Below are 14098 nucleotides of genomic sequence, written 5' to 3' on the forward strand. Positions count from 1 at the left end.
CCGCGCACGCGGCGGGTGACACAGTCATTGCCGGGCCGGCTGCTTCGCCTCGGTGAGCAGCGCGGCCAGCGCGGTATCGCCGCGCGCCTGTGCCAACGCGGCGGCCGTCTTGCCGTCGCGATTGCGTGCGGCAGGATCCGCGCCGGCCGCCAGCAAGCGCTTGGCCACCGCATCGCGCCCGGACTCTGCGGCCAGCATCAATGCGGTGACGCCAGCCTGGTTGGCGTGGCCAACCTCGGCGCCGCCTGCCAGAACCGCATCGAGAATTGCCGGGTCATCGCGCGCCACCGCGAACATCGCCGGCGTGAAGCCGCTGGGATTGGCACGCCGCACATTCGCACCGGCCTTGAGCAATGCCTGCACCACGCCGACATCGGCGTAGGACACCGCCAGGTCCAGCGCGCTCCAGCCATCGCTGGAAACGGTGTCCACCGGCGCACGCCTGCCGAGCAACCTGGCCACGCTGTCGGCATCGTTGGCCCAGGCCGCCTTCATCAACGCGGTCCAGCCGCCGGCATCGCGCGCATCCAGGCGTGCGCCGGCATCGAGAAGCAAACCGACCAGATCCGGCTCCTGGTTGCGGATCGCCTGATGCAACGGCGGCTCGCCGAGCAGGTTGGGACGATTGGCATCGGCGCCATGCCGCAACAACCACGCCACGCGCACGCCATCGCCGGCGTCCAGCGCATGCGCCAGTTCCTGGTTCGTGTCGGCACCGTCGGCGATGCGCAGTTGCAACTGCGCCAGCTCCTGCGAGGACGCAGCCGGGCTTGGCGCCGTGGACACCGGCGTCGGCGTCGCATACGGCCCGTGCGCGGCCAGATCGCCGGCCACCACGCAATCGCCACAGCGCACCAGCGGCACGTGATAGCTGCGCAGGATCTCGGCGATCCTTGCCGCGCTCTGTTGCATCGCGGTGTTCAAGGCATCGCGCAGCTGTGCGTTCTTGCGCGACACCGCCCACGCCATCGAATACTCCAGCACCGCATCGTCGATGGTATTGAGCGGCACCACGCCCAGGCCGCTGCGTTGCGCGTAGTAACCGGCCACCGGGCCCCAGGATTCGGCCGCATCCAGTTCATTGGCGGCGACCCGTTCGACCAGCTTGCCGGGATGTTCCCCCGGCGCCGTGGCCGAGTCGTAGAACAGGTACTGCACCTCGCCGCTGATGCCGTGCTCGTACAGGGCCTGGCGTGCGGGCGAGCTCTGGAACACGCCCAGCCGCAGTTTTTTCAGCGCCGGGTCGTCCAGCGACGTCGGCACCAGATCCACCCCTTTGCGCGTCACCAGCACGTAAGCCGAGCGATACAGCGGGCGCGTGGTCAGGCCCTGCTCGAAATCGCTGTTGAGGTCCATCAGCACATCGCAGCGGCCTGCAGTGATGGTGCTGCGTGCCAACCCGCGCTGGTAATAGGTGCGCCACTCGTATTCCAGGCGCCGGCCCATGGCGTCGGCCACGACCTGCGCGATCTTGTTCTGAAAACCGTCGCCGGCCTTGTTGGACAACGGCATGTTGCCCGGGTCGGCGCAGACCCGCAGGACGTGCGGATCGGGCGCCGGCGGTGGGGCATTTGCCGCGGCCGGCACCGCAGTGGATGCGGCCGCCGCCCTCGGTGCCGCATCGGAATGAGAAGCGCGAGCCGTCGGTGAGGACGGCCCACGGGTGCAGCCTGCGGCGACGAGTCCGAGGCTGCAAAGCGCCAGCAGCCGACACAGCTGCCGGTACATGCCACGCGCACCGGCAGCGAACTGCCGGTGTGCGCGTCCAACGCCTTGCGTGGAACTCATCGTGCAGTCTTCGCTGCGGCATTGGCGGTGCCGCCTGCGGCCGCCGTGGCGGCGGCACTGGCGGTCACGGTCTTGCCGGCACCATCGATACGGAAGCTATGCACCATGCCGCCGAGCGGAATCTTGTCGAAGCCGGCGCCGAACGCCAGCCCTGCGGCCCCCAGGGCGCCATACGGATCGGACGGATCCAGACCTGCGGCCACCGGCAGACCGATCCAGCCACCGATGCCCGAGAACACCGCCACGTACTGGTGCCCATTGGCCTTGTAGGCGATCGGGTTGCCGATGATGCCGGAGGGCAGTTTCATCTCCCACAGCTTCTTGCCGGTGTCCTTGTCCACCGCACGGAACCAGCCATCCAGCGTGCCGTAGAACACCAGCCCGCCGTCGGTGACCAGGGTGCCGCTCCACACCGGAAACTTCTCCTTGATCTCCCACTTGGACTTGCCTTCCACCACGTCGAAGGCCTTGACGATGCCCAACGCACCCGGCTCGTTCGGCTTCATCATCACGTTGGCGAACACGTACGGCAGGCCCATCATGGTGTTGCCGCGTTCCTGCGGTTCCAGCTCCATATGCCAGTTGTTGGTGCCGCAGAAGAACACCGCCGCATTGGCCGGATCCACCGAGCACGGCTGCTGGTCCTTGCCGCCCATCGCCGAGGGGAAGGCCTGCACCTTCTTGCCGCGTTCAAGCGGCGAATGCGCGGCCACCTTGACCGGGCGGCCGGTCTTCATATCGATGCGTTCGGCCCAGTTGGCCGGCACGAACTTGTGCGCGCGCAGCAAGGTGCCGTCGCGACGATCGAGCACGTAGGCAAAGCCGTTGCGATCGAACTGCACCACCGATGGAACCTGCTTGCCGTCGATGCTCAGATCGACCAGGATCGGCTCGTTGATGCCGTCGTAATCCCATTGGTCGAATGGGGTTTTCTGATAACCCCACACCGCCTCGCCGGTATCGATCTTGCGCGCGAACAAGGTCATCGACCACTTGTTGTCATGCTCGCCGTTGTTGCATTCCTCATGCGAGGTCTTGCCGCACCGATACGACGGGCTCCACAGGCCGGGATTGCCGGTGCCGTAATACAGCAGCTTCAACTTCGGGTCGTAGCTGTACCAGCCCCATGCCGCACCGCCGCCACGCTTCCATTCGTCGTTGGGAAAGGTCTTGACGCCCAGATCGCCGAGCTGCCCATGCTGCGGATTGGCCTTGTTGAAATCCGCACCCAGGCAGATCGATTTGTCAGTACCGGCCGCATCGCAGGACCAGGACTGCTTGCCATCGGCAAGGTTGTAGGCAGCGACACGACCAAGCACGCCGAACTCGTTGCCGCTGATGCCGGCTACCACCTTGCGGTCGGCGATGATCGGCGCCATGGTGATGGTTTCGCCCTTGTCCGGGTGCGCGAGTTTCTGCTTCCACACTTCCTTGCCGGTCTTGGCATCGAGTGCGATCACATCGCCGCTCAGGCTGCCGAACACCAGCTTGCCGTCGGCATACGAGGCGCCGCGGTTGACCGTATCGCAGCACGCCACCGCCACCGAGCGTTCGTCCTGCTGCGGGGTGTACTTCCACAACACCTTGCCGCCGTCGTCCTGCGCCGCCAGGTCGATGGCGAACACGTTGTTCGGATACGCGCTGACCATGTACATGACGCTGCCGATCACCAGCGGCTGGCCCTCGTGGCCGCGCGTGGCATCGGTCTTCATTTCCCACGACATCTTCAGATTCTTGACGTTGTCGCGATTGATCTCGGCCAGCGGGCTGTGCCGGGTGAGCGCGAAGTCGCGCCCGATGCCGCCCCAGTTGTCCGGGTTGCTGGCATTGGTGGTGAACTCGCTATCGGTGTCGACCACGGCGGCGGCAGCCGGCGCAGCGGCGGGAGCGGCGGCCGGTGCCGGCGCAGCGGTCTCGGTGGCGGCGTCTCTTTTACACCCGGCCAGCGCGGCGCTCAGCGCAAGCATGAGCAGCACACTGCTGCGCAGGCTGCGACAGGAAGATTGGTGCATATGCGTCTACCCCTCTGGATTGAACAACCAGTCGTTTGAAGCATCCCGCGGCGCAGGCGTTGCACCCGCCAGTTGCACCGCGGACGTCGGAAACGTCGAGAGGGAAAGAGCAAACGCCATGCCAGCGTGCTGGTGCGATGCACCATGTCGGGGCAGCGGGGGTTTGCCGTGGTGGCAGTCGCTTGCGCCAGGTGCACTGTCCCGGTTCTGACACAGTTTGCGCCGGGCGTGCTGTGACATGGATGGTGCAGCGGGTGTGGGACTGCCTGCCGGTTAGTGCTGTGAACTCAGCTCGCGCGAGGCGACATGGTTGTCTCTGGCCCGCGCAAATCAATGCCGCACATCCAAAGACCGCACGACATAATCGAACGAGGTGCCGCCGCGGCCTTGGCGTCTCCCATCGGGAGAAGGTGCCCGAAGGGCGGATGAGGGTACGGCATAGGCCAGGTGTGCGATGTCTGGCTTGCTGATGACACGTTGCAAGATTCAGCAGCGTCCACGCCCCTTCGAGCGCATGTCACTTCCAAGGCGATAACGGTGTCCTGATCGTCGACGTCATCCAACGACATGCGGCCAGCCACGCATCGCAGGCCACCCTTCCGCACGCCTGGCCTACCCGCCGAACCTCACCCTAGCGGTTCCACTGCGCCAGCAACTGCGTGCAATCCTGCAACCGCCAGTCGGCTAGGCCCGGCCACGGATCGCCGGGTGTGTTGACCAGCACGGTGCAGGCCCCGGCTGCACGACCGCAGGCAAGGTCGTTGTGGTGATCGCCGACCATGACCAATGCTGCGACGTCCACCGCCCAACGTCGTGCGAAATACTGCAGGCCGTCGGGTGCGGGTTTGGGGGCGGCTTCATCGCGGCCGACGATGTCGTCCCAGGCGAATGCATCGCCGAGGCCGATCGCCTGCAGTGTCACCTGCGCCAATGCGCGCGCATTGCGGGTCAGCACGCCGAGCCGGCATCCGGCCGCCTGCAATGCATGCACCAAGGCCACTGCACCGGGTGCGGCCTGTGCGGCCTGTGCGAGTTCACGCTCGTGCTCAAGCAACCAGTCGTGTTTGGCGGCGGCCTGCTCGGCCGGCAGCGATGCCAGGTGGTGCAGGATGTCCGCCTCGGGCGGGATGTCCAACGCGCGTCGGATCAACGCGAAATCGTGCACGGCTTCGGTCAGCGTACCGTCCATGTCGAACACCCAATGGGAGTAGCTGGACAACGCGGGAGAGATCGGAGTGATAGTCATGGCGTCCATACGTGGGAAGACTCCAGAGATGGTTGACGCAGCACCGCAAGCCGTGAGGGGAACACACCGCGCGCACTCACCCGAATGCGCCAGCCCCCCATGCCGATGCCGTGCACCGGCTGCGCAGCTGGTGACCTGCAGTGGTGGTGCGCCTACTTCCAGCCCGGCATCTGGGTGGTATCCAGGCCGCCCACTTCGAACTCTGCCGTGCGCGTGCCGCCGGCTTTCACCGGGAATGCGATGCTGATGCGCTTGGCATTGCGCACCAGCTTCCACAGCGCCTTGTCGTCGTCGATGAACATCGCGATCGCTTCATCGGTGTCGGGGCGGTGCGCGGCCATCGGGCGTGGTGCCCCGCCATCGGCCGAGACCTGCACCTTGCAGCCGCCATAGCAGTTGAAGTCGCCAGCCTTGAGCACGAGATAGCTGTGGCGCTTCCACTGCGGGTGATCGCGGAACACCAGGCTCACCGGTTTGGGGCCGCTGCCGTCGACATCCACGCGGCTGGTGGCATCGATCATCGCCGAGCGCTGCGTGCCGCCCTTGGCCGGCACTTGCGAGTACTGCCACAACGCCTGCATGCGGCGCAGTTCGCGCGCCTGGTCGCCCTTGGCCTTGATGTCGGCATAGCCGGGTTCGATGCGTGTGGCCGCCGCGGTACCGGCGTAGCCTTCCAGCAGTGCGGCGCCATGCGCGCGTGCCATGTCCCAGTTACCGGCCTTCACCGCCGCGTCGTATTGCTTGGCGAGTGCGTCGGCCTGTTGTTGCTTGGCTTGCGCCTGCGCGCTTGCCTGCGCCTGGCGCTGCGCCTCGCGGTCGGTACAGCCACTCACTGCAGCCACGCACAGGGCCGCGCTCAGCAGATACTTCATTGTCGACTCCGGAAGGCATAAAAGGCAGCGGCAACGATACCAGCCTGCCCGCGACAGCCACGATCAGACGACCGCACAGCGTAGGAGCGCACCCGGGCGCGATGGAGCATTCCCGGTAACGCCACGTCGCGCCCGGGTGCGCTCCTACAACGGCGATTGCAGGGCGCGGTGCCATAGAAACGGCGCGATTGCAGGCACGGTGCCACCTGCACGATGCAGCAATGAAAGCGGCGGGAGGGCGTCTACAACGCCCTGCCCTGCCATTACGGCTGCGGCTGCGCCGGCGGTGCAGCCTTGGCCTTGGCGATCATCTCGGCCACCGATGCGGTGGTGATCGGGTGGTAGCTGGGCTTGGCCTTTTCGAAGGCCTGCTCGGCGAAGGCGATGCCGTCCGGCGTCTTCAACAATTCGGCGTAGATCGGCAGCACCAGCTTGCGGCGGCCGACGCGTTCGATGAACTCGCCTGCAGCGGGGCGCGCATCGGTGTAGCCGCTGCGGATCGCCAGCGGATACCAGCGCATGGCGATTTCGCCGTTCGGGGTGCCGGTGAAGTGGTAGGTCTCATCCAGCTGCTTGAGCTGCTCGGGCTTGAGCGTGGCGCCCATGCCGCTGAGGAAGTGCACCCATTCCTGCGTGCCCCATTCGCCGGTGACCTGCTTGCTCGGCAGCGTGCCGCTGCCGCTCCAGGCGATGCGTGCGGTGTCCACGATCGAGAAGCTGCGCGAGCGTGCCTTGGCGGCGAAGGCCGGGATGCCCGGCTGCTTCAACCACGCATCCACCTCGGCCGTGCTGACCGTGTTGGGATGCTTGTCCAGCAGGTTCTTGTTGAGGTAATCGACGAACTGGTCGGTGGTGGCGCTCTGGAACGCATGATCGTCGAACCAGCCGCGCAGGAACGGGTCGAACACCTCGCGGCCGAAGCGCTGCTCCAGGAACTGCAGGAACCACGCGCCCTTGACGTAGGCCACCTGGCTCAGGGCTTCGTCGGGGTCGCGCTCGGCCAGCGGCGGCAGCGCCAGCGCCTGGTCGGCCGGCGCCATGTCCTTCACTTCGGCCAGCAGGTCGCCCTGGTCGATCTCGCGCTCCATCTCGGCCATCTCCACGCCGTACAGCGCCTCGGTGATGCGGGCCTGCACGTAGGTGGTGAAGCCTTCGTTGAGCCAGATGTCCTTCCAGCTGGCATTGGTCACCAGGTTGCCGGACCAGCTATGCGCCAGTTCGTGCGCGACCAGCGAGACCAGCGACTTGTCGCCGACGATCACGGTGGGCGTGGCGAAGGTCAGGCGCGGATTCTCCATGCCGCCGAACGGGAACGACGGCGGCAGCACCAGCATGTCGTAACGGCCCCAGCGATACGGGCCATAGAGTTTTTCGGCCGCACCGATCATCTTTTCGGTGTCTTCGAATTCCTTGGCGGCCTTGTCGGCCATGGCCGGCTCGGCCCACACGCCCGAGCGCGCGGAAATCGGCTTGAACACCACATCGCCGGCGGCGATCGCCAGCAGATAGGAGGGAATCGGCTCGGGCATCTTGAAGCTGTAATCGCCGTCGCGCGCGGCCTTGGGGTCGTTGTCGGCGCTCATCAGCACCATCACGTCCGGGCGCGAGGTCACGTGCGCGCTATAGGTGAAGCGTACGCTCGGGGTGTCCTGCAACGGCACCCAGCTGCGCGCATGGATCGCCTGCGACTGGCTGAACATGAAAGGCAACTGCTTGCCCTCGGTCATCGACGGCTCCAGCCACTGCAGGCCGGAGGCGGTCGGCGCGGTGTGATAGGTGATCACGACCTTGGCCGGCTGATTCGGCGCCTCGATGGTGAGCTTGCTGCCGAAGGTCTTGTCGGCCGGCGCCAGCGAGAACTGCAGCGGCGCCAGCGTGCCCTTGCCGTCGTCGGCCTGCACCTGCGCAATGCTCAGCTCGCGCGTGTCCAGCACCAGCTGCTTGGCGGCCTTGTCCTTCCATTCCAGCGTGTAGGTGGCGGTGCCGCCGATCTGCTTGGCGTCGAAATCCAGCTTCAGGTCCAGCGCCAGATCCTTGATCACCACCAGCTGCGGCTGGGCGTAGGAGCTTTCGTCGTGGTTGCGGGCGTCTGCTTTCACGGGGGCCTTGGCAGTGGTGGCCGGCGCGGCGGTGCTGGCGGCCGGCGGCGTGGACTCGTTGGAACAGCCGGCCAGCGCAATGGACACGGCCAGGGACAGCGACAGGAACGGGAAGCGCATCGACGGCACCGCAGCTAGGGAATTGGGCATTTTAACGCCCCGGGCCGTTGCCTGCCCGTGCGGCCGATGGCGAGCACGTGCCGGCCGCTCAACCCGCGCCGGCTGGAGACACCGTGCATGTCGCTGGCCGCGTCGGCGCGAACCTTACGCAGCAACCGCGTTAATGGCGTAACTCAGGCTACCCGTGCCTAGCGTGCACCCGCCTGCGGCCCGGCCGCCAGGCGATTGCCGGATCGCCTAGACCACCGGATGGCTGCGCGGGCTGTCATGCCCGTCGCGTACCAGACGCCGGCCACCGGAGAACTTGGCGCGATACATCGCCGCATCGGCGCGGCGATACAGCTCGGTGGCATCCAGGCCACGCTCGCACACCGCGCTGCCGGCGCTCACATGCAGCGGCGCCTCGTCGGCATCCTCGCGTTCGAGCATCGACAGCCATTGATTGAGCTTGAGCGTGGCGTCGTCCTCGCTGGCATGCACGCCGATCAGGAACTCGTCGCCGCCCCAGCGCCCGATCCAGTCCTGCGCGCCCAGCCAGCCGTAGGCAGATTCCACCAGCCTTACCAGCACGCGATCGCCGGCCAGATGGCCGAAGCGGTCGTTGATCGGCTTGAGGTTGTCCATGTCCAGCACGAACAGCACGAACGGCCAGCCTTCGCGCTGCGCGGCGGTGACAGAATCTCGCATCGCCTGTTCGCAGCCGCGCCGATTCAAGGCCTCGGTCAGCGGGTCGAACAAGGCGTGCTTCTTCAGATCGCGCATGCCGGCATCGATGCCGCGCAGGCTGCGATTGATGCCACGCAGCAACCGCCCCAGCTCGTCGTCGCCATGTTCGGGCAGGCTGGGCAGACGTTGATCGGCGTAATACGCATCCAGCGCGTCGGCGGCAATGCGCAGCGGTGCGAGCAGGCGATACAGGGCCGACAGGGTCGCCGCGGTGCCAGCCAGCGTGGCCAGCAGCGCCACGATCACCACCGACCACAGCGGGCGCCCGCTCAACTCGCTTTGCGCGGCCAGCCAGGCGATCAACAACAGCAACGGGAGGTGGATGCCGACAAAGGTCACCGCCAGCAGCTTGGCGCTGAAGGAGCGGGGAAACACGCGCGACAACCCTGCGTACAAGCGCATCCACGTCTCCGGCAAAAGAGCGCCTAGTGTCGCCGACCGTCAGTGGAGCCAACGCGACGGGAGTCTCAAAAGTTTGTCGGCAAACGCACCTGCGCACAGTGCAATCGTGCGGCAAGCGGACACGAGCATGGCGTGCTCGTGCAATGCCGACGCGCGATGTCCGGCGCATGCTGCGCGCCGGAGGGGACGCTCAGATCACGCTGCGTCGGATCCGGGTCAGATCTTATAGCCGGAGTGGATCGCCACGATGCCGCCGGTCAGGTTCTTGTAGTGGCAACGCGCGAATCCGGCCTCGCCCATCATGCCCTTGAGCGATTCCTGCGGCGGATGCTTGCGGATGCTTTCTGCCAGATACTGATAGCTGTCGGCATCGCGTGCGAACAGCTGGCCCAGCCTGGGCAGGATCTTGAACGAGTGGAAGTCGTAGATCGGCTTGAACCAGTCGGCGGTGACTTCGGAAAATTCCAGCACGCGCGCCTGCCCGCCCACCTTCAACACGCGATACATCTCGCGCAGCGCGGCATCCTTGTCGGTGACATTGCGCAGGCCGAAGGAAATGGTCACCAGATCGAAACTCTGATCCGGGAACGGCAGCGCCTCGGCATTGCATTGCACGTAATCGAAGCCGGCCACCAGGCCGCGGTTGGTCAGCCGGTCGCGGCCCACCGACAGCATGCCGGCGTTGATGTCGCCCAACACCACCGCGCCTTCGTTGCCGACGCGCTCCTTGAGCAGCACGGCGATGTCGCCGGTGCCGCCGGCCAGGTCCAGCACGCGGTCGCCCGGCTTCACCTGCGCGGTCGCCACGAAGTAGCGTTTCCATGCGCGGTGCACGCCCAGACTCATCAGATCGTTCATCAGGTCGTAGTTGCGCGCGACCGAGGTGAACACTTCGCCGACCAGTTTCTGCTTGTCCTTGGCAGCGACGTCGCGGAAGCCGAAATGGGTGGTACCGGAGGTATAGGGAGATTCGCTCATGGGCGGATTATCGCACTGCTGACGCCGCCATGACCGCAACCGGACCACAATCGCCGCCTTCCCTGCGACCGGCCCTGCGAGCCTTGCGTGCACGACAAGTACGTCCAGCGCGACTGGCAGCCCCACGAGAAGCCCACCCTGCCCGGGTCGGCCTCCACCCCCCTGCACTCCACCCGGCGCCGCATCCAGTACGGGCTGGTGGGCGTGGTGGTGGCGCTGACCGGCGGGCTGAGCAACGCGCTGGTCACCGCCAACCTGACCTATCTGCAGGGCACGCTGGGCGCCTACGCCACCGAAATGGCCTGGCTGCCGGCCGCCTATGTGATGACCAACATGTCGGCCAACCTGCTGCTGGTGAAGTTCCGCCAGCAGTTCGGGCTGCGGCGCTTCACCGAGATCTTCCTGGCCCTGTATGCGGTCATCGCCTTCGCGCATCTGTTCGTGCACAGCCTGAGCTCGGCGATCACCGTGCGTGCCGCGCATGGATTGGTGGGCGCCGCGCTCAGCTCGCTGGGGCTGTATTACGTGATCCAGGCGTTTCCGGCCAGGTACCGGCTCAAGGCGGTGGTGACCGGGCTGGGGGTGACCCAGCTGGCACTGCCATTGGCGCGGGTGTTCTCCACCGACCTGCTGGAATTTGCGCAGTGGCAGGGTCTGTACCTGTTCGAACTGGGCCTGGCGGTGTTCGCGCTGGCCTGCGTGCTGGCGCTCAAGCTGCCGCCCAGCGACCGCTATCGCGTGTTCGAGCCGCTGGATTTCCTCACCTTCAGCCTGTTTGCGGCCGGTTCGGCCGGGCTGGCGGCGGTGCTGTCGCTGGGGCGGCTGCTGTGGTGGACCAGCACGCCGTGGCTGGGCGTGGTGCTGGCGGCCTCCATCGTGCTGCTGTGCACGGCGGCGTGGATCGAGCACAACCGCCGCAACCCGATGATCAACACGCGCTGGCTGGCCAGCGGCGACATGCTGCGGCTGGGCCTGGCGATCCTGCTGATCCGGCTGGTGCTGTCCGAGCAGAGCACCGGCGCGATCGGCTTCTTCCAGACCCTGGGGCTGGCCAACACGCAGCTGCAGACCCTGTTCGCGCTGATGTTGCTGGGCGCGGTGGTCGGCGTGACCGCCAGCGCGTGGCTGATCAATCCGGCGCGGGTGGCCGAGCATCTGATCATTGCGGTGGCGGCGATCTGCATCGGCTGTTTCATGGATGCCGACGCCACCAGCCTCACCCGCCCGGAGCAGATGTACGTCAGCCAGTTCCTGCTCGCGTTTGGCAGCACCTTCTTCATCGGCCCGGCGATGGTGGCCGGGCTGGGCCGGGTGATCGCGCAGCCGGGCAATCTGATCAGCTTCATCGTGCTGTTCGGCATGGCACAGAACATGGGCGGCCTGCTCGGCAGCGCGTTGCTCGGCAGCGTGCAGGTCGTGCGCGAGAAGTACCATTCCAGCCAGTTGGTCGAACATCTGGCATTGACCGACCCGCAAGTGGCCGCGCGCGTGCAGGCCTATGCCGCGCTGTACGGCCGCAGCATCGGCGACCCGGCCCTGCGCCAGGCCCAGGGCGTGCGCGCTCTGGGCAGCGTGGCCACGCGCGAAGCCAATGTGCTCGCCTATAACGACGTGTTCCTGTTGATCGGCTGCATCGCCATCGCCACCGGGCTGTGGATCCTGTCGGTACTGGTGTGGCGGCGTTATCTGCGCCCACCCGCTTCGTCCCCCTCTCCTGCTTCCACCGCGCGCCCATGAATACACCTGCAGCTTCAACCTCTCCTGCCGATCTGCAACGTCGCAGGCGGCGCCGCATCGGTGGCGTGATCGGCTTCGGCGGGCTGGCCCTGCTCGGCGTCGCACTGGTGCTGTATGCATGGCGGTTGCCGCCGTTCGTCAGCGCCGTCGAGCGCACCGAAAACGCGATGGTGCATGGCCAGATCACCGTGATCGCGCCGCAGGTCAGCGGCTATGTCACCGAGGTGCCGGTGCAGGACTTCGCCCACGTCAAGCAGGGCCAGCTGCTGGCCAGGATCGACGAACGCATCTATGCCCAGCAGCTCGAACAGGCCAGGGCGCAGCTGCAGACCGCGCAGGCCAACCTGTCCAACTGGGACCAGCAGCGGCATAGCGCCGATGCCACCATCGCCGAACAACGCGCCACACTGAGCAGCAATCAGGCTCAGCGCGACCGCAGCCGCTCGGCGTATGCGCGCACGCAGCAGCTGGCCGACCAGAAACTGGTATCCGAACAGGATCGCGACACCGCCTTCGCCGCACGTGCGCAGGCCGATGCCGGCGTGGCACAGGCGCGCGCCGCCGTGCAGGCCGCCGAAGAGAATGCACGCAGCGTCACCGTCAACCGCGCCGCCCTGGAAGCGGCGGTGGCCAACGCGCAGGCGGCCGTACAACTGGCGCAGATCAATCTGGACAACACGCGCATCTTGGCCCCGCGCGATGGCCAGCTCGGCCAGCTGGGCGTGCGCCAGGGCGCCTACGTCACCAATGGCACGCAGCTGATGTCGCTGGTGCCGGACACGCTGTGGATTGTGGCCAATTTCAAGGAAACCCAGCTGGCCAAGATCCGCATCGGGCAGCGCGCCAGCTTCACCGTGGATGCGCTGGACAACGCGCGCCTGCACGGACGTGTGCAGGAAATTTCCCCGGCCGCCGGCTCGGAATTCAGCGTATTGCCGGCCGACAACGCCACCGGCAACTTCGTCAAGATCGCCCAGCGCATTCCGCTGCGCATCAGCGTCGATCCCGGCCAGGCGCTGGCTCCGCGACTGCGCCCGGGCATGTCGGTGGTGGTGGCGATCGACACCGACAGCGCGGTCGACTGACGCGACGCAGCCGCTATCATGCGGTGATGTCGTCCCCACCCCCACCTTCGCTGCATTGGCAGTGCCTGCGCTTCGACCAACTGAGCACCACGCAGCTGTACGCGCTGCTGCGGCTGCGCTCGGATGTATTCGTGGTGGAGCAGCAATGCGCGTATTCGGAGCTCGATGGCAAGGACAGCCTGCCGGGTGTGCTGCATCTGCTCGGCAGCACCGACGATGCGCTGGTCGCCTATCTGCGCGTACTGCCGCCCGGTGTGAGTTACCCCGAGCCAAGCATCGGCCGGGTGGTGATTGCCGCCGCGCAGCGCGGCCAAGGTTTTGCACACGTATTGCTGCAGGAAGGCCTGCGGCTGGTGCACCGGCTTTGGCCCGCCAGCGCCGTGCAACTTGGCGCGCAAGCGCACCTGCAGGCGTTCTACGCCGCACACGGTTTCACGCCCTCGTCCGCACCGTATCTGGAAGACGGCATTCCCCACATCGACATGCTGCGTCGCGCCGACGCCGCCACCCAGGAGCCTGCATGATCACCACCCCCGACTACCGCGCGCTGCTCGACACCGCCATTGCCGAAGCCCGCCAGGGCCTGGCCGAAGGCGGCATCCCGATCGGCGCGGCGCTGTACCACAACGACGGACGTCTGCTCGGTTGCGGCCACAACCGCCGCGTGCAGGAGAACGATCCCTCCGTGCATGGCGAAACCGATGCCTTCCGCAAGGCCGGCCGGCAACGCCGCTACAAGGACACCATCATGGTCACCACGCTGGCGCCGTGCTGGTACTGCAGCGGCTTGGTACGCCAGTTCAATATTGGCACCGTGGTGGTCGGCGAGTCGGTCACCTTCCAGGGCGGCGTGTCCTGGCTGCGCGAGCACGGCGTCACTGTCGTCGACCTGCAGAGCCAGGAATGCATCGACCTGCTGGGCGGCTATATCTCGGCCAACCCCGACGTGTGGAACGAGGATATCGGCGAGGACTGAGCGGTTTGTTGCAGGGTGGGCGGGTTGGATGTGCGGTGCAGATGACTGCCGAGGTGC

General features: G+C 66.5%; 11 protein-coding genes. 4 read left to right on the forward strand and 7 right to left on the reverse strand.

Annotated elements, in window-relative coordinates; translation table 11 throughout:
* Positions 1-24: 24 nt before the first annotated feature.
* From FHT08_RS10510 to ubiE, 7 genes are all read right to left on the reverse strand, one after another.
* A complete protein-coding gene (locus FHT08_RS10510) occupies positions 25-1788 on the reverse strand; it encodes a quinoprotein dehydrogenase-associated putative ABC transporter substrate-binding protein (protein ID WP_104538595.1) in 1764 nt (587 codons plus the stop codon).
* The gene (locus FHT08_RS10515) at positions 1785-3800 is read right to left on the reverse strand and encodes a methanol/ethanol family PQQ-dependent dehydrogenase (protein ID WP_343204143.1); all 2016 of its coding nucleotides are present in this window, start codon (positions 3798-3800) and stop codon (positions 1785-1787) included. Before FHT08_RS10515 ends, FHT08_RS10510 begins: the two co-directional genes overlap by 4 nt.
* A gap of 631 nt (positions 3801-4431) precedes the next feature.
* The gene (locus tag FHT08_RS10520; protein ID WP_104538596.1) at positions 4432-5055 is read right to left on the reverse strand and encodes an HAD family hydrolase; all 624 of its coding nucleotides are present in this window, start codon (positions 5053-5055) and stop codon (positions 4432-4434) included.
* Between the two features lie 143 nt (positions 5056-5198).
* Positions 5199-5918 (reverse strand): hypothetical protein, encoded by a 720-nt coding sequence (locus FHT08_RS10525; RefSeq protein WP_104538597.1) that lies wholly within the window; start codon positions 5916-5918, stop codon positions 5199-5201.
* Between the two features lie 263 nt (positions 5919-6181).
* Positions 6182-8137 carry a M1 family metallopeptidase gene (locus tag FHT08_RS10530; RefSeq protein ID WP_208409025.1) on the reverse strand — a complete coding sequence of 652 codons (1956 nt, stop codon included), beginning with the start codon at positions 8135-8137 and terminating at the stop codon, positions 6182-6184.
* 237 nt (positions 8138-8374) lie between these two features.
* Complete coding sequence (locus FHT08_RS10535; RefSeq protein ID WP_024940237.1) at positions 8375-9265, reverse strand: GGDEF domain-containing protein; 891 nt, start codon at positions 9263-9265, stop codon at positions 8375-8377.
* A gap of 216 nt (positions 9266-9481) precedes the next feature.
* Positions 9482-10243 carry a bifunctional demethylmenaquinone methyltransferase/2-methoxy-6-polyprenyl-1,4-benzoquinol methylase UbiE gene (gene ubiE, locus FHT08_RS10540; protein WP_016903622.1) on the reverse strand — a complete coding sequence of 254 codons (762 nt, stop codon included), beginning with the start codon at positions 10241-10243 and terminating at the stop codon, positions 9482-9484.
* A gap of 87 nt (positions 10244-10330) precedes the next feature.
* Between ubiE and FHT08_RS10545 the strand changes: the two genes are divergently transcribed.
* The 4 genes from FHT08_RS10545 to FHT08_RS10560 are packed head-to-tail and all read left to right on the forward strand — an operon-like array spanning position 10331 to position 14041.
* A complete protein-coding gene (locus FHT08_RS10545; RefSeq protein WP_166775051.1) occupies positions 10331-11980 on the forward strand; it encodes an MFS transporter in 1650 nt (549 codons plus the stop codon).
* Positions 11977-13065, forward strand: coding sequence for an HlyD family secretion protein (locus FHT08_RS10550; protein WP_166775052.1), 1089 nt, complete (start codon positions 11977-11979; stop codon positions 13063-13065). Before FHT08_RS10545 ends, FHT08_RS10550 begins: the two co-directional genes overlap by 4 nt.
* A 26-nt stretch (positions 13066-13091) precedes the next feature.
* On the forward strand, positions 13092-13589 hold the full coding sequence (locus FHT08_RS10555; protein ID WP_104606527.1) for a GNAT family N-acetyltransferase: 498 nt from the start codon (positions 13092-13094) through the stop codon (positions 13587-13589).
* Entirely contained in the window at positions 13586-14041 is a 456-nt protein-coding gene (locus tag FHT08_RS10560) for a nucleoside deaminase (RefSeq protein WP_104606528.1), read from the forward strand. Before FHT08_RS10555 ends, FHT08_RS10560 begins: the two co-directional genes overlap by 4 nt.
* Positions 14042-14098 lie beyond the last annotated feature (57 nt).

It is taken from the genome of Xanthomonas sp. CFBP 8151 (assembly GCF_011761885.1).
Classification (GTDB): Bacteria; Pseudomonadota; Gammaproteobacteria; order Xanthomonadales; family Xanthomonadaceae; genus Xanthomonas; species Xanthomonas arboricola_B.